Genomic DNA, 17561 nt, shown 5'->3' on the forward strand with positions numbered 1-17561 from the left:
CAATACTTCTGCCAAGTACATGAATAAGGAGACCTCATCCTCTTCATGCAGACCTTACTAAACAACGAATCACACAAGCAGATGACAGCGTTGTCATTGATTAAATTACACAAGAAAGAACAGGTTTTCTACATTTTTTTGACATTCATCGGTATTTTTTTAGCCGAAATACTTTTAATCATTAAATATCAATAGATTATGTTTTAACTTTTTATTTCCACACCAGTGTGACAACGCTATCTTCCCCTGATAACATGCATGCAACAACTCACATATCACACCCTGTCACCATCAAAAAATGTTCTCATATATCCCGACCTTTAAACGTAAAAATACTTTTAGCGGCGAATATTATCGATCGTTAACGATACTGTTCCTTCTATCAAGCGCATGGATAGTTTGGTTGTTCCAATTCGCACAACCAATTGCGTTAATAAAAGAATATGGCAAGTTTGTTTTTTTAGGGGTTACAGGAGCTATCTTTGCCAATTCAACGGGTGCTGGTGGCGGAGTCATTTTCATCCCAGTGTTCTCTAGTTTAGATTTTACTGAAACTCAAAGTGTCTCGACGTCTTTTATGATCCAATGTTTTGGTATGACTGCGGGCGCGATTTCATGGTCAGGCTACTATCGACGACACCATCACCATGACAAAACCTGGTCAGGTTTTATTCCAAGTATTTTATTAGCGGCGACCTGCTCAGTACTTGGCCTTTGGAGCAGTCAGTTATGGCAGTTAAGCTCTCCTTCTTCGCTGCATACCAGCTTTAGCCTTTTCTCTATCGTATTAGGGATAGCGATCATTATCAGCAGCCAGCGCCGTCCCCTTCAAAGCCATCGCCTCAACGCCCTAGACTATTGCTGGCTAGCAATAATTGGCTACTTGGGCGGGATCATCACCGCCTGGTTATCGGTTGGCGTGAGCGAACTGCTAGTAATCTATCTGATGTTACGGGGAGTGTGTGCCAAGATGGCAGTTGCCATCGGAGTTGTGGTATCAGCGATTACCGTCTGGTCGGCAAGTCCGATACATGTGTTTTCAAGTAGCAGTCATGCCCTATTCGAGCTAGTACTGTTTGCAGGCCCAGGCGCAATTATCGGCGGTTTATTAGCGCGAAAACTGGCGCTATTTCTCCCAGTCAAAACCTTAAAGCTGTTTTTCTCAAGTTGGATTATCTTGACTGGGAGTGTCATGCTCGCAAACTAAAATGGAAAGCCCGCTATCTTATCTATCCATCACTAAATCAATTAAACTTAATGAGCAAAGATGCGCATAAATGGCTGAATAGAAACCCCGTTTCGCGAAATTCAGCAAAGTCGCATCATCAAGCTGCTGTAGTTTAGGCTCATCAATCGTATAGATCCCGTCGATGTTGGTTTTCGTACCATCCAGTGCCGTCACTGTAAGTGTTCTTGGTTGTAATAACTCGTGCTCCAACAATACTTTGATAAAGTACTTCGTCATATCTTGATAGTTAGCTTGTAAACCCGCGAGTTCGAGCTTCTTTGACAAGTAGTCCGTTTTCTCACCAGCCTCAGTAAATAATCGGTGAGTTTCATTTTCAGCCACGGATGAGTTGTTAATGTCAATACCTAAGATAATCTTCTCTTCATCAACCTGGCTCATCCCAAATGGATACAACTGCACTTGAATAGGTAAGTATCGTGATTGCCATTGCCCATTTTTTAGCAGCTTATTGGTATTCGGTTTTAGCGCGGTAATCGCTATAGAGACGAACTCGCCAGTTTGGTTATTCTTTGTAAATACAATAGGAAAGCTTGTCGCAGCCGACATAAACTCTTGCACTTGCAGTGGTAGCATATGCACAGTTTCAAAGTAGCTGTAATCGACCTTATCACCAATAGCCAAATTCTTATGACTCGAGTCATTTAAAGGTACAAATTGTGTTTTCATTATATTTTTCCTTTTTACCCATTAAATTTAAAACGATTAAATAGATTGCAAACCATAGATACAGATTTTATCGAGCAATTCCCTATGCTCAGGCAAACCATCTAGCATCTGTTGTTTTACCTTCGACATTTTGTTCATATACATGTTCAAAGAGGCCTGTGTTGCCGATGAGCCGCCACGCAAATTAGTCTGATATTTCATCCCATAAAGCACGTATAAATAATTGTCTAAGTTAAACACTTCAAACTTAGATGGAAAATCTTCAGCAATAGGACTATAGGACTTCCATAGTTCGAGTCGTTGCTTTAATCCTTCGGGAATTGTCTCTTGACGCTGATTATCAAGCCAAAATGCCGAGTCAGTTCTATCTGACAAACAATAATGCAATTTGGCAAATTCAACGACCCGCTCCCATGCATAGCCCACGGTATCATTAAACCGCTTTGCCAAATAATCAACATCATCTATGTTCGCAGGGAAACGTTCTGCCAGAAAACGTGCAGAGAAATCCGTTAACAATATGGATGTCGCTTCAATCGGTTCTAAAAAGCCTTGAGCTAACCCTAAAGCTACACAGTTTTTTACCCAAAACTGTTGACGATGGCCCACTGTCATTGGAATTTTACGATGGGGGACATCGGCAAGTTTGCCACCGAGATAATGGTCAAACTTTCGCTCTACCTCTGACTGCGCCATATGAGCAGACGAATAGACAAATCCCGTGCCTCGGCGCTGAGTCAATGCTATATCCCAAATCCAACCCGCTTGATGGGCCGTTGCTTGAGTATAAGGAGGGATGATATCAGTAGGCTGCGTTGGGATTTGCGCGACTAATGCAGTATCAATAAACAGTTGATGCGCTTTACTGATAAATGGCACTTTTAATGCCTTGGCTAACAAAATAGATTCGAAGCCACTGCAATCAATATAAAAATCGAAAGAGAGAGTCCCTTGCTCGGTCTGCAAAGATGAAATTGCACCATCATCGCCTAAACGAACATCCTGCACAGTGGAAAAAATGTGCTCAACGTTGAATTTCTCAATCGCATTTTTAGCCAGTAATTTGGCAAATTTTGCCGCATTTAGATGATAGGCATAGCCTAACACTCCGGCATATTCAGGTGTCGTGATTAGCTTTGGCGCTTTTGCTGCCTCACAAACAAGATGCTGGGGAGAAACATAATCAGCAAAATCGCCTTGCTTCTCGACCAACCAAGCAGAAACAGTATCTACGCCTTGTAAATTAATGATATCAAATAGATGGTGGTAGAAATTATCCTTACCATGTCGAGCTTTATCTAACCAATTTACAAATTTAATTGACTGCTTAAATGTCACATCGCATGCGCGAATAAACTCTGATTCACTGATCCCAAAACTCTGTAGTGATTTCCGAATAGACGGCACAGTACCTTCACCAACACCGATGATAGGAATATCGGGAGATTCAATCAGCGTGATGGATAGCTCAGAGCCCCCTTGCAACACTCGCCCTAAATGATTCGCCGCTAACCAACCTGAAGTCCCGCCCCCTATAATGGCTATTTTTCTGATTGTCATAACGCGCCTCTAAAATTGCGTAAGCTGAGTTTTTGTTGGTGTTTTTGATAATAAAAAGCCTAGCGATTGCTAGGCTTTTTCGTCACTGAATTGAATTAGAAGCGCAGTGCTACACCAAGTTTGTAGCGAGCTTCACCATCGAAGCTCCACACTGGGTAGTTATCTTTAAACTCACTGATAACGCCTTCAGCATCAACAGGTGATACACCTTTCTGAATGCTATCTTCTTCAAGTAAGTTAACCACTTCAAATGTCACAGATAAGTAATCAGTTACATCGTAGTTAGCACTTAAATCTAGCGTGCCGTAAGCTTGGTGCTCGCGGTTACCATAGAAGCCTGGTAATTCACGCATCATGTACTCAGAACGCCAGTTATAAGCTACACGAGCAGAGAAATCATCAATTTCATAGTAACCCACCAAGTTAACGGTATGCTTAGATGAGTCAGAGAACACACCTACGCGGTCCGCATAGTTTTCAGCTGGAGATGAAGCATCTGCAAAGGTGTAGTTAGCTGAGTAACCAAAACCATTGTCAAATGAGTCTTGCAACTGCAACTCAATACCATCGATAGAGCCACCGTTAGCATTGTAGTTTTCACTGACGGTCCAGCAGTCGTAGATACCAGCACCACAAGAACTGCCACCTTGAGCAACTAAGTTAGGATCATCAATACCAATCTGTTGGTTCAGCTTTTCTCTTGTCGAAATGAAAGAGTTAACATCTTTAATGAAGTAAGTAACAGCAAATAATCCTTCACCGCTGAAGTACCATTCTAAGCTCAGATCAGCCTGAGAGGCTTTGAACGGCTGCAGATTCACGCTACCAGTCACTTTCTTCTCGTTGCCTGGCGTACCATCGTTGAAACCAGGTAACTTAGACGTCGCGAAGAGATCCGCATAGTTAGGACGAGAGATAACTTGCGCAGCTGATGCTCTTAAAATTAAGTCACTTGCCAAGTCAAACGCAATGTTCATGCTTGGTAAGACATCGTGATAGCTTGCCTTATCAGTACTTAAATCATCAGCATAAGTACCAGTTTGGCTAAACGCGTAGTAGTCAGACTCAACATCGGTAGAGATATATCTTAAACCGAAGTTACCACGCACACCTTCACCAGCAAAAGTAGCCATAGTGTACAGGGCTAAGTTTTTCTCTTGCAGTGTACCGTAACCAGACTTATCTAAAGTAAAGCCATCGATAGCGCCATAAGCATCTCTGATCATATTGTCAAAAATTGGCTTAGGTAAGGTAAAACCAGCGCCAGATGACATAGTGCCAGAGTAATATTCAGAGGCATCTTTTGCGACGATATTAGATGATTGTGCAGCTTCGGTCGTTTGAGTTACATCGTGGTCTGCATAGCTAATACCTGATTTAATAGAGGTAATAACGCCAAATTCAACTGGAACAGTGATATCGAAGGTCGCAAATGATTCTTCGTCTGTGTTAGGTTGTTTTTTCAGTGCCCAACCAGCAGTTTCCAATTGACCGTTGAAGTCACCCGCATCAAATGAGTTGTTTGCAATGTTGATGTCAATCACATCACCAGTTGCATCGTAAGTCCCTGCGAAATCTTCTGGTTTACCAATTGATTGACCGTAGTTAGAAGTAAGATCGGTACCACCTTCAGCTTTAGTTTTACCGATACGGCCTTCTAACTTATAGTTATCAGCTTGATAAGCGAAATCTAAATCCACAGTGTCTGATGACATACTTGCTTTACGAGCCCATGTTTGTGCCCAAGCAAATCCGCCTTTATCTGTGTGTTCAACTAATGTACATACGCCTGCAGCATTTTTCTTAAGACAAGTATTCTCACCTTGCTGGGTTGGGAATAAGAAAATTGACGTGTTAGCGTTGTTAGCATCGAGCTGTAAGCTCATTAAATTCAGACCGAATTCCAGGTTATCAGTTGGTCTGTATTGGAATGCAGCATTTAAAGCTGTGCGCTCACGGTCTTGCTGGAAAGTAGTAGGAACAATTTCCCCCCAACCTAACAGAGTTTCAATACCGTTACGTTGATATTGTGTTTGATCCAAAGAACCAGCCACTAGGAAACCAAACTTCTCATCTTCCGTTTTCCAGCTGTACAAACCTGAAGTTTGAGGATCAATTTCTTCTGAAACGGTTCCGTAATCCCCTTTCGCACTCAGGAAGACTGAGTTTGCTTCCAAATCTAAAGGTTTACGAGTTTTAACAATTACAGTACCGCCGATACCACCTTCAGCGATATCTGCTTGAGATGATTTGTAAACTTGAATACCACCAACCATTTCTGGCGGCAGTAAGCTGTAGTTAAAGCTACGGTCGATAGCTTGTTGGTCAAACCAACCAGTAGAAGCAACTGAATGGCCGTTCAGTAACGTGCTTGTTAATTGGCTTGAAGCGCCACGGATAGAAACTTGCTGTCCTTGACCAAACTGACGGTTTACAGCAACGCCAGGAATACGACCTAAGGACTCCCCTACGTCACCATCAGGGAATTTACCGATATCTTCTGCAGTCACAGCATCAACGACAGAATCAGAAAAACGTTTGTCGTTAACAGAAGCTTTCATCGAAGCTCTCATACCACGAACTTCAATTTTCTCAATATTTTCAGCAGCTGCAGTGGCTTCAGCTTCTGCAGCAACAGCTCCGATTGAAACAGCGCTGCCGAGGAGGATAGCAATGTTTGTAGCTAGTACACTTTTCTTAAAGGATGATGGTCGCATCTCGTTTCCCTTCCATAACTTTATTATCGTTTTAGTATTCATAACCATTCCGATGGAATGACAACGCTGTCATGTCTAGTGCAAACATTACACAATAATTAACAGCCTTGCCACAACAAAATAACTCTGGACGAAAAAAAATGTCATAAAGTGAGGCGTTGAGAAGGGGAAATCTAATATATTCAAGCAAAAATAGATACTTAAGCATTCTGACGTAAAATTACAACTTATAACCGAGTGTTAACAGTTGAAAAATGCCTCAGTTTGTAACAATTCGGCATTGCTATACGCGGTAAATGCTCGCACTATAAGAAGCATAATAAAAAGTGAGCTGACAAAGCTGTCTGCTTGTAAATTGCACCTGAAGGATTTAGGTTCATCTATTAGCTAGCCCTTCGCACATTTGAATAAAGAGTTTGTAGATCAATGAAAGTCACTATCAACGACGTCGCTAAATATGCCGGAGTGTCAATCAAGACGGTTTCCCGCGTAACCAATAATGAACCCTCGGTAAAACAAGCCACGGTTGATAAAGTGAACGAGGCCATCAAGGCATTAAACTACCAGCCCAATCTCGCCGCCAGAAACCTTGCTGGCACAAAATCCTATGCCATTGGTTTTATTTATGATAATCCCAACGCTTATTACATTATCGATATGCAAAACGGGATTTTGTCGGCCTGTAAAGATAAAGGCTATGAGCTGGTTATTCATCCTTGTAACGCCAAATCTGACAGCATTTGCGATGAACTGACTCAACTAGTGAAACATTCGCGACTGGCAGGTTTAGTATTAACACCACCTCTTTCTGAAGATCCTAAAGTCCTTAAAGCCTTAAGCGACATTGACGCCAACTATGTGCGAATAATTGCCGGCGAAGGTGGTAAAGAACAAGATGGGCTGACGATTTTAGTCAATGACAAATTTGGAGCGGTGGAAATTACTCAGCATTTGATCGACTTAGGCCATAAAGAAATTGCCTTTTTAAGTGGCGATCTACACCACGAGTCCACCAAAGAGCGGTTACTTGGTTATAAACAAGCATTAACAAAAAATCGCCTGCTTCTGAATGAAGATTACATAATTGAAGGAAAGTATTCTTTTGAGTCAGGCGTAGAAGGGGCGAATACACTGATCAAATTAACGAACCGCCCAACAGCGATTGTTGCCTGTAACGACGAAATTGCAGCAGGGGCACTTTTTGCTGCTCGTTTAGCAGGGCTAGATATCCCGGGCGATCTATCCATTGTCGGCTTCGAAGACAGCCCATTCTCACGCCAAACTTGGCCAAAACTGACAACTGTACATCAACCTAACGCTGAAATCGCCCAAGTGGCGACAGAGTTGTTAATCGCGAAACGCCGTGAGCAAGATGCTAAATTCGCCAAAACATTTACGCCAGAGCCCGTGATCCGAGACTCTTCTGCCTCTCCCAAAAATTAGTTTTCAGCCCGGCTAGGCATAAAACAAAACAGAGAGCCAAGGCTCTCTGTTTTGTTTTCAATTAATGAGTTAATGCAATTTCAGCTTTGGCCTTTGCCATTTCAGTAGCTTTTGCGCAATGCGATAAATAATTGCGGAGAACCAGCCATATAGGCTCGCTAAATGTCTTTGGTATAACGAGATATACATGATCCTGGCGATATGTCCTTCCACGAAGAAAGTCCCTGAACGCAAATTCCCCATTAGATTGCCTACTGCAGAAAAACGGCTTAAAGACACCAGAGAACCATAATCCTTATACACAAAAGGCTTTTCCGCCTTCCCTTGTAAACGATTCACAATATTCTCATATAAGGTATCCGCCATTTGTGCTGCCGCTTGAGCGCGCGGTGGCACAGGTTGGCCGGACTCTAGAATTAATAGAGCGCAATCTCCAAGCGCATAAATATCTTGATGACCTTTTACTCGCATACAAGCATCAACTTCCACTTGATTGCGCGGCGTAATGGGTAACTTAGAAAAATTTTGAAATGCTTTGGGCCCTTTCACACCAGCCGCCCACACTTTAAGCCCTGCTTCGATTACATCACCATCTTGAGTAATAAAGCCATCGCGGGTGACTTCCTTAACCTGCACCCCAATATGCAAACGGATGCCAATTTTATCCAATACCGCTTGAGCTCTTGCGCTCACACGTTCGGGTAACTGTGGGAGAATTTTTGGTGAGGCTTCAATAAGATGCACATCAAGATGGTGTTTAGAGATATTGAGATAGCCATACTCTTTCACCGATTCAATGACATGGTGAAGCTCTGCGGCTAACTCAACACCTGTAGCACCAGCGCCAACAATACCTATACTGACTTTCTCTTGTGTTTCATTGAGTTGTAGTAATGCATCTAATAATTTTTGATGGAATAAGTTAGCGTTATCTAAGCTATCAAGGAAAATGCAATGTTGCTCAGCACCAAGGGTATTAAAGCTATTAGAGACGCCACCTAAGGCTAGCACTAAGTAATCATATTCAATCTGTCTGGGCTCAAGCAGCAATTCACCCGAGTCGCTATAAACTGCGGCAAGTTGGATTGTTTTGGCATCGGGTTCACACTGCTCAATTTCGCCACGAATGTATCGGTAACCATTCTTAAGGCCATGATCTCGATACAATAATCCCTCTATAGACTGGTCAATAACCCCAACAGCTACTTCGTGTAATTTTGGCTTCCAAATATGGATTGGGCTTTTATCAATTAAGCAAACATCGACTACATCACTGCCACCCAACTTACGGCCTAATTTTGAGGCTAGCGCTAAGCCCGCGGCACCTCCACCCACTATCACGATCAGTTTAGTAGCCAAAATAACAACCTCAACAAGCCTATTTAAGTGGCTAAGTTATATCATGGAACAGATAAGAGATAACTACTTTAGTCTAACTAAACAGAGAATTTTGCATTAAAGATATTTCAGAAACAGAAAGGCTTAGTCCCATCAATCATAAATTTTAAGCAACAAAAAGGGGCCTAATGGCCCCCTCTGGAAACGGATAAATCACACTGCTTCTTCGTTTTCTTCACCAGTTCGAATGCGGATAACACGTTCCACATCAGTCACAAAAATTTTGCCATCGCCGATCTTACCTGTGCGTGCCGTTTCAACAATAACATCAATGGCTTGGTCGACTAAATCATCCTGAATGACGAGTTCAATTTTAACTTTTGGCAAAAAGTCGACCATATACTCAGCACCGCGATAAAGCTCGGTATGCCCTTTTTGACGGCCAAAACCTTTTACCTCAAGCACAGTCATTCCTGTGATACCTATCTCAGCAAGTGACTCGCGTACATCATCCAATTTAAAAGGCTTAATAATCGCTTCAACTTTTTTCATCAAACATTCCTTAGCACTTGCTTACAGAGAATCAATAGAATGCCATTAGCTTACACGGGGTTAAGTGATTATTGAAGTATAGGCGGTGCTTTCCTCATAAAACACAGTTTCTATAAAACGATTCTTAGTACGTAAAAATCTATAAAAAACACAACGACCTCATTGCCGCCTTCCTATACTTATACTTTAGTAAAATGCTCCACACGTTCGCAGGATGCGGCCCCTAAAACAAAGGAACTGTTATGAAAGCACAACAACTTGGCTTTAGCTTGATTGAACTTGTCACAACACTATCCATCTCCACACTACTCCTTAGCATTGGTGTTCCGACATTTACTGATATTAAAGACAGTATTAGAGCGGATTCAAATATTAAGACAATCCAGCAAACACTTGTATTTGCACGTAATACCGCTATCAACTACGGATATAGAGTAACGGTTTGCCCCTTAATTGACGGTCAATGTCATGAAGACTGGCAAAAAGGCATTTCAGTTTTTACGGACTCAGGTACTGCAGAAACACTCGATTTAAATGACAAAGTGATAATGACTCTAGATGAGTTTGATAGCCAAGATTTTATAAAATATAACCGTAGTTCTGTTAAGTTTCAGCCAGATGGACTTGCATCGGGGGCAAATGGCACATTTAAATATTGTCCAAGAACTGTTGACAGTAAAAACTCCAAAGCAGTGGTCGTAAATCAAGCTGGACGAGTTCGTATATCAACCGCCAAAAATATTGATTGTCGCTAAAACACTAAAAACACTAAAAACACTAAAAACACTAAAAACACTAAAAACACTAAAAACACTAAAAACACTAAAAACACCTAAAAATTATAAAGAAACAGAATAATAAAACCATTGGTTATATAAATTTATCTTAAACAGATAGTTACTGACCAACAAGTCACTCTCGCATATACTTAATTAAGTTTAAGCGAGGATTACTGCATGTTTACTATATCCAAGGGATTTACCTTAGTTGAGTTAATGGTCACCATTGCGGTTGCTGCTTTGTTGCTATCCATTGGAGTACCATCATTTACTGCGATATATGAAGCGACCCGCGGAGCCAATGAGATACAAAAGATTAATGACCTCTTTGCCTTTGCCCGAAATCAAGCAGTGAATTATGGTACGACAGTAACAGTTTGCCCCTACGCATCCAATCCCTGTGGTAATGATTGGAGTAAAGGGTTTAGTGTTTATGTCGAACGTAATGGCGCCAAGAAGGTACTAAAGATAATAGATGGATTTAACTCAAAAGATACTATTTCATTAACAGGCCCAACAGATAAAACCGTGAATTTTACATCCGATGGTTTGGTATCAACAGAAACATCAATCATCTATTGCCCAAGTGGTAAAAGTGATGCTTCAAAAAGCATTAAAATAAGCACGTCTGGTCTTATAAAAGAAGATGACGAGCACAAAAGTTGTTCATAACCTATGTATGGTTCATTATTGATAGACAACTAATTAAACATTAATAACAGTTTGATAGTGAAAATAACTACGGATAAAAAAGCCTAAAAATTTTTAGGCTTTTTTATCATGTTTACCCCGTCATAAATAGCTTTGACACTTTCAAACTTTTTTAAAGATATATTTATCTTGGGGTTAACCGGTCCAGCTCTTGAGCCTTGCTACTACTAAATTTTGCACTAAGCTCAACACATTCTTCAACAGTGTTTATATAGAATTTTTGCCCATCATTCGACTGACGAAGTGACCCAACAAGACTCGCCATACGTAAACTCATTTCACTGGTTTTCCAGCGATAAAATGCAATTTCAGCATCCTTTTTTGATGTTATATAGCATTTAAAGTCTTGTTCTGTTTGACCACTCGCAACTGCAGCCCAAAGATGACTAGACGTTAGCACCAAAATAGTTGTGATCAATAATTTTTTCATTTCCAACACTCCGCACTGGGACCTTTAGCCCCTGTATCAGTAATGGTCAAAGGCGTACATGATGAATCTCGACTAGCCTGTATTCCTTGCGCGACCGCTTTTAGTGTAAATGATGACGTACCACTTGATGTGACAGAGTAATTTCCATGTTCAGTTATATAAGGGTCTGCACCTATAAGCTCAGATAAGTCAGTCGTATACTTACGATTATCTAAGTAATACTGCTCTTGCAAATTGGCTAATCTCATCAACGCAGACAATCCCTCAGCTCTCGTGCTTTGAGCAACATAGCGAGTATAAGAAGGATATGCAATTGCAGCCAAAATCCCAATAATGACAACAACTATCATCACTTCGATTAAGGTAAAACCTTTGTATTTGATATTCATATAAAAATATTTACTCATTAATATGATAGTAAATTTTATTCACGCCTAAACCAGAAGCGACATTGATCGTGCCACTGTATTCACCATTTTCATTTTTATCGCCTTTACCAACACCAATAATATAAATATAAGGATCTTTACCAGTCTCAGGTGCAGGGATCACGATTTGAGGAGTATCGGGTACACGTTCTCCAAGTTCATAGTATAACTGAGAAAATGACCTAGTTCCTTTATGTAAATCAAACGCATAGAGTTTACCAGCACCAGAAACAAGACATACGTTATCCGCAACAGAGTCAGCTGGTGGAGAATATGATGTGAAGTACACCTTCCCCTGAACAATAAGCGCCGCGGTTAAGCTCTTCTCACCTAACCCCGAAAAGTCATAAAACCAACCTAGCTTAGTACTAAAGCTAATATTATCGGATTCTGAAGTGGGTGCACTTGATGTAACATCATACAAGTTATTGATAGTAATGGTAGAAGGCACATCACTCCCAGTAAAACTCTTAGTGACGACGTTACGATCTTGAAGCATAAAAAACATATCATTAACGTTTGTACTTGAAGGACTAGGCCTCATCCCACTACCCACAGCAACAGCATCATAAGGCACATTTTGATATGTTTTCGTTGTGACAGTTTCACTCCCTGTTGTCACGGATACTTCCGATAAATTTGTAAACATTGTTTGAGCAACAACAGGCTCAGCGAAGAACCGTCGATTATCACTATTTGTACCACCCAATGAGGCAAATTTGAACGCAGTCCAAGTATCGATGCTTGCACTCGGTAAATCCATACGCCAAATGTTACCAGTAACATCCGATGCATATATACGGTCTGTATAACCATCGTTGTTGCTATCAAGCACTGCAACTGAATTAGGAATACTGCCTTGGATACCTGGCAACACAGTTGCCCCACTCGCCGATCCACCAAAAGAATGAATCAGCGTTCCCTTTTGTGCATCAACAATATATACAACACTACCTAATGGCGAAGTCGTCGGTGTAGCATCAAAGCTCACATCATAACCTCCACCAAAAATTAATACCGGTTTATCGTAACCAACGATTTTAGTCACAATAGGTTCCGACCAGGTCTGACCTAGGTCAGCAAAACCATCGGAAGAAGGATTAATTGTCCACATAAGCGAAGGGCTGTCTGGGTTAGATACATCCAGAGCATAATAAGATGATCCTCCACGCCGCATGCCCACAAAAACCCAAGCCTTGTTTACTTTACCGGTAGAATCCGTTTCGGTATAAGCTACGGGAGATGAATCCATTCCATATACAGTGTGTACACCAGATGGGTCATTGGTTCGAAGTTCATATAAATTAGGGAGAAGTTCAAAAGGAATAAATCCCCATGTTTCGGACACTGATTCTCCACCATCCTTAAACATATGTAATACACCTTGGTTAGTACCAAGAATGATTCTGATATCCGTTGCCGTTTCACTACCAAAATTCAATGCCAGTGGTTTTGAATGTAAAGGGTCGCCCATAACATCACTGCGTTTATCAGTTGTACTACCGTTTTTATTGTCATCGTCAACATCAATACCTTTTAACCAATCTAGAGTATTTGCGACTTCATCAATACTGGTTCTCATAAAGGTAGCTAGAGCTTGATCGCCACCAGCAGCACTTTGTGCATTAGATAACGTAAGAGGAGACAAACTAATAGCCCCTCCCAAGTTACTCAAAATGGTTCGACTCGCTTGACTCTTAATTTGAGCAGCAGCACCACCTACCTCTACCTTATTACCATCTTTTTGGCTGGCGCAATCGGACCAAATCGTACAAGCGGTATCTTTAATATTTCCGTTATCAGCAATAGCCGCATTTCCTTGACTATCAACTAAGGTGCCATCAGCTGTTACTTTAAGTTTCTTTAAATTACCACTCCAGCGAGGACCTTTACCTGGTAAAAACATCGCATAGTAAGCAGCATCAAAAGTTTGTGTTCTATCAAAGTTATTACTCGCAATACTTGGAGAAGTAAAACTCGAGTCTATATTAAGAATATTTGATAACGCATCATTAAGGGCATTTTGTAATTCTAAACTATTCTGAGCTGCAAAATATAAGCCACCACCACGTTTAGCTGTTTCCGCTAATAAGGGGGCCGCATCCTCTGCGCCTTTACTAAAACCAATAGTGTAAGTGCGCACATTTTGCATTTGCTCCGTGTTAGAGCTATCAAGTTTATTGATTAGATCATTATTGAACATATAACTTGCTAATGCAGGTAAATAACTAGGCGAACTTAAACCCTGAGAAAATGAGGAATAATCACCACTTTTACTTGCTGTAGCAGTTAAACTTTTAACATCGTTATTAGCACTTCCATCAACGGTTGGTGAGCCATCAGTAACATAAATCACATAGGCGATATCAGTACAAACTTTAAATGGGCTGCTGTAAGTACCGTTTTTTTCTACAGAAGTATCATAAGGAGGGCGATTGCCTACATAAGAGCCATAATCGGTATCCGCGTGTCCAAAAACAACACTTTTACCAGCAAAATAACGATAGGCTTCGTACATAGTTTCACACAAAGGTGTATTAGTTTTTGCTGGTAACTTATCAATAGTTAATAGTAAGCTATCTCGAGCAGCATCCGTCATTTGTGTAATACCAGAAACTATCCGGCCACCATCCCTATTCCCCTCATTAGGATAATTGTAATTAAATACAGCCAACCCAAAATCGACGGTTGGGGTAGAATTAATAATGTTAGAAATCGCCTTCTTCGCAATCTCTAACCTTGAAACTTTTACGGTTGGCAACCGTCCTTCTTTAGACAACCAATACCACCTTAAATAGTTATCTGTATAAAAAGTGACAGGCTGACCAACACCAAAATCTGTATTTTTTGCGGCAATTAAAGCATCACCCCATGTGCTACTGGGGGAAGATGACATAAAATAAGGAAATGCTTTCTTTTTCCAACCACTCTGTATTGTTAACCCATTAGCAGGAAATCCGTCATTGTAAGAAGATGAGTTTTGAGGATCTACTGTAGAAATATCCTCCCAGCAATCAACAACCTTAATATTACGACCATCTGTCTCGGGAAACTCTTTCCATACCCCCGTAGTCCCACTTGAAGTGAACTCGCGAATATAGCCTGTAAAACGGCCATATTGATCCAATGCAGCTTTACTTTGATTACAACCGTTTATCGTAGCATCAAAATATCGTCTATCTGAACTGGTATCCGGCTTTGGTAATGCTCCGCCTCCCACAGTGTAATAGATTCGATCGCCACTGTACCCTGAACCACTAATAGGGGGATAGTCATAATCGGGATCATAATCAATCACCTGAGTAATTTCTTCGGTAGACATACTTCCCGAGTTATCAAAAATAACCAAGACTTTAGGTCTAGCACCCGTGCGAGTTGTCGACTCTTTAACATATAATTCAGTGTCATCGCCAAAGGTTGATATTGACGTGACAGCCAATGCAAGCAATGTACACAAAGTGAGTTTTTTAGTTAGCATATCTTAACTCCCTGTCAAAACTTCTTGCTCGACTCCCGCAACAACGGTGAGCTGACCTAAATTATCACGGCCAAAATTAGCTGTACTGCTAATTTCAACCCGTCGGCAACTGATGATGTTTCCACTATTCGCTTTTGTACTTCGTTGGCATCCAACATCTTTGGCCCCAATAATCACATTTCCACCAGCATCAACCTCAAATGGAATAGGTGTTAAGGTCTGTTGAGCACCAAACTCAGTGCCAGTAGAGACATTTGATAACGTTGCTAAACTCGTACCTTTATTCGCTTCTATAGCCGCTTCTAAGCCGCCATCGGCGATGGCTTTAGCTTCTATTCGCTCAGAACCCGCACCTGACATCCGCATAGATTGCGTAGAATTTACCGCTAAAGCGACACCTATGATGGTCATTAATAGTAGGACTATGAGTGCGAAAAACAGTACTATTCCTTTTTGCTTTCTCATCCCTTTACCCTCTAATTTCTAATTAACACCGGATTGGCAAGCACCATCGTTGTTGAAACAACTTTTCGCCGATAATGGTCATTTAATCCTTTTATTTCCTTATCGCCTAAAGTGTAAGTCGTATCATTTGTATAGCTTTTATCTTCATCGATTGCTCTAACTAATAAGAAAACCCTAACCGCAACTAAACGCTGAAATAATTCATTATCCCACATTAACGTAGTCACGTTTTCGGCGGGCATAAAACTATCAGCAGTATCATCGCCATCATTATCAAAACCATAGAGAATACGCATATTCTCTATCCCCTCAACTAATTGTTCTTCGTTATTCATGCCATTATTTTTAGTGAGTGTTTTACGTCTTAATACTGGCACAGAGCCGTCATTTTTTATGAAGTATATATGATGCTGATACTCCCAGAAGCGGGCATTTTCAAGTGCAGGATTAGGAGGGTTTCCCCCTTTAAATAACACTGCTTCACTTGAATTGACTGCCATATAATAACGTTCACCATTAGGGTTAGTAACTGGCGGCCCAATAAGCCTTTTAATTTGAATAACATCCGTATTCGGATTAACACCATTTAAGCAAGTCAAACTCTCTGCACTTTTGCCAGCTTCATATCCCCAAAGACGTCTAAAGTGTGCAGGCTCGGCGTTAGGCAATGTACCGTTGTTAACACCAGCACCAATACAATCATTGGTAATGCCGTCTCTTAGCGCCATATTCGTTCCAAGAATAAAGTCCGTTCCCGTAATATCCCCCATAAAACCAAGTTGGGTAATATCTCTTTCCATCAACGCCAAGGCAATCCGGCCATTCTCTTGTAGTTGGTTGAATTGACTAGTCGTTACCACATTTGAAGAAGACATACTAAACATGGCGAAAAGCCCTAGCGTAAGAAATAGCCCGATAAGCATCGAAACCATTAACTCCACTAACGACATTCCCTTTTGAAAATTCGTCATTTTGTCTGCTCGCCTAAATAATCACTGTTGATACGACAAAAAGACGTCGACGAGTGCCAAGATCTTCACCACATTCATTACCAGTGTATGTTGTGCCTGCGCCCTCACGAATGCCTCTCCATGCCACGGCAACAGTCACCGTCGTTCCATCAATGGCTATACAAGCTGTTGGAGTATCTAATCCACCGACATTTTGGCCATCAACGATTTCTGCAGCGCCCATGAAACTCTGTTCCCATTGATAAAGATCCCAAGCTTCAGTTTCAGCAGGCGTACACAAACTGACCGCCCCAACAACAACATCACATGCTTTACTCGGCTTAGCCAGTGTTCCAGTATATTCTCCACTATAATTAGCTAATTGAGTTCGATTCAGTTTCATTCTATTAATAATGTCATTTGCATAGTATGAAGCTTGAGTTTGTTGGAAAGACTCAAAACTGCCACGTTTAGCAACGACATGTAAATTAAAAATACCAATTAAACCAATCACGAGAATCACCAATGCAACTAGAACTTCAATTAATGAGAAGCCCAGTCGATATTTCCGCTGTGTCAATCGTTCGAATTTAGTCATATTTTTGACAAACTTTTCAGTCTTTTACCCTTTATAAATCTTAATCTTACGATAAAAATATTATTAGCAGTTAATAATAGATGAGTAAAATGTAAGTGGCCAGTAACAATAGCATATAAGCTGCAATCTCATTATGCTTTGTTTGAATTTAGTCATACTTAGACAATAAAAAAAGAGGCCATTGGCCTCTTTCAATT

General features: G+C 40.9%; 15 protein-coding genes. 4 read left to right on the forward strand and 11 right to left on the reverse strand.

Translation table 11 applies throughout. The features are described from left to right. The first annotated feature begins 298 nt into the window (after window positions 1–298). Entirely contained in the window at window positions 299–1207 is a 909-nt protein-coding gene (locus SHD_RS13385) for a sulfite exporter TauE/SafE family protein (RefSeq protein WP_023267604.1), read from the forward strand. Window positions 1208–1225: 18 nt separating this feature from the next. Here the strand turns inward: SHD_RS13385 and SHD_RS13390 are convergent, their stop codons facing one another. The 3 genes from SHD_RS13390 to SHD_RS13400 form a co-directional block, all read right to left on the reverse strand. Further along, window positions 1226–1915 (reverse strand): SapC family protein, encoded by a 690-nt coding sequence (locus SHD_RS13390; RefSeq protein ID WP_023267605.1) that lies wholly within the window; start codon window positions 1913–1915, stop codon window positions 1226–1228. A gap of 36 nt (window positions 1916–1951) precedes the next feature. Then, on the reverse strand, window positions 1952–3475 hold the full coding sequence (locus tag SHD_RS13395; RefSeq protein ID WP_023267606.1) for a tryptophan halogenase family protein: 1524 nt from the start codon (window positions 3473–3475) through the stop codon (window positions 1952–1954). Window positions 3476–3570: 95 nt separating this feature from the next. Continuing rightward, a complete protein-coding gene (locus tag SHD_RS13400; protein ID WP_023267607.1) occupies window positions 3571–6192 on the reverse strand; it encodes a TonB-dependent receptor in 2622 nt (873 codons plus the stop codon). 426 nt (window positions 6193–6618) lie between these two features. On the opposite strand from SHD_RS13400, the gene SHD_RS13405 reads away from it, so the two are divergent. Continuing rightward, window positions 6619–7635 (forward strand): LacI family DNA-binding transcriptional regulator, encoded by a 1017-nt coding sequence (locus tag SHD_RS13405; protein ID WP_023267608.1) that lies wholly within the window; start codon window positions 6619–6621, stop codon window positions 7633–7635. 69 nt (window positions 7636–7704) lie between these two features. Here the strand turns inward: SHD_RS13405 and SHD_RS13410 are convergent, their stop codons facing one another. Both SHD_RS13410 and glnB read right to left on the reverse strand, forming a co-directional pair. Continuing rightward, window positions 7705–8994: an NAD(P)/FAD-dependent oxidoreductase gene (locus tag SHD_RS13410; protein WP_039978388.1), complete on the reverse strand. Its 1290-nt coding sequence runs from the start codon at window positions 8992–8994 to the stop codon at window positions 7705–7707. A gap of 192 nt (window positions 8995–9186) precedes the next feature. Then, a complete protein-coding gene (gene glnB, locus SHD_RS13415; protein ID WP_011073353.1) occupies window positions 9187–9525 on the reverse strand; it encodes a nitrogen regulatory protein P-II in 339 nt (112 codons plus the stop codon). Between the two features lie 242 nt (window positions 9526–9767). On the opposite strand from glnB, the gene SHD_RS13420 reads away from it, so the two are divergent. Next, window positions 9768–10280 (forward strand): GspH/FimT family pseudopilin, encoded by a 513-nt coding sequence (locus tag SHD_RS13420; RefSeq protein ID WP_023267610.1) that lies wholly within the window; start codon window positions 9768–9770, stop codon window positions 10278–10280. 201 nt (window positions 10281–10481) lie between these two features. After that, a complete protein-coding gene (locus SHD_RS13425) occupies window positions 10482–10976 on the forward strand; it encodes a GspH/FimT family pseudopilin (protein WP_023267611.1) in 495 nt (164 codons plus the stop codon). Between the two features lie 163 nt (window positions 10977–11139). On the opposite strand, the gene SHD_RS13430 is transcribed toward SHD_RS13425, so the two are convergent. From SHD_RS13430 to pilV, 6 genes are read right to left on the reverse strand one after another with little or no spacing between them, the layout of a single operon-like run. After that, a complete protein-coding gene (locus SHD_RS13430; RefSeq protein WP_023267612.1) occupies window positions 11140–11445 on the reverse strand; it encodes a TapY2 family type IVa secretion system protein in 306 nt (101 codons plus the stop codon). Further along, the gene (locus SHD_RS13435; RefSeq protein ID WP_039978400.1) at window positions 11442–11834 is read right to left on the reverse strand and encodes a type IV pilin protein; all 393 of its coding nucleotides are present in this window, start codon (window positions 11832–11834) and stop codon (window positions 11442–11444) included. The genes SHD_RS13430 and SHD_RS13435 overlap by 4 nt, the downstream gene beginning before the upstream one ends. A 10-nt stretch (window positions 11835–11844) precedes the next feature. Then, complete coding sequence (locus SHD_RS13440) at window positions 11845–15351, reverse strand: pilus assembly protein (RefSeq protein WP_023267614.1); 3507 nt, start codon at window positions 15349–15351, stop codon at window positions 11845–11847. Between the two features lie 3 nt (window positions 15352–15354). Next, window positions 15355–15816, reverse strand: a complete 462-nt coding sequence (locus SHD_RS13445) for a pilus assembly PilX family protein (RefSeq protein ID WP_039978390.1) — start codon at window positions 15814–15816, stop codon at window positions 15355–15357. Window positions 15817–15827: 11 nt separating this feature from the next. Beyond that, entirely contained in the window at window positions 15828–16787 is a 960-nt protein-coding gene (locus tag SHD_RS13450) for a PilW family protein (RefSeq protein WP_023267616.1), read from the reverse strand. A 13-nt stretch (window positions 16788–16800) separates the two neighbouring features. Further along, window positions 16801–17364 (reverse strand): type IV pilus modification protein PilV, encoded by a 564-nt coding sequence (pilV, locus tag SHD_RS13455; protein ID WP_023267617.1) that lies wholly within the window; start codon window positions 17362–17364, stop codon window positions 16801–16803. Window positions 17365–17561: the final 197 nt, after the last annotated feature.

Origin of the sequence: Shewanella decolorationis S12, assembly GCF_000485795.1 — a bacterium.
GTDB lineage: Bacteria > Pseudomonadota > Gammaproteobacteria > Enterobacterales > Shewanellaceae > Shewanella > Shewanella decolorationis.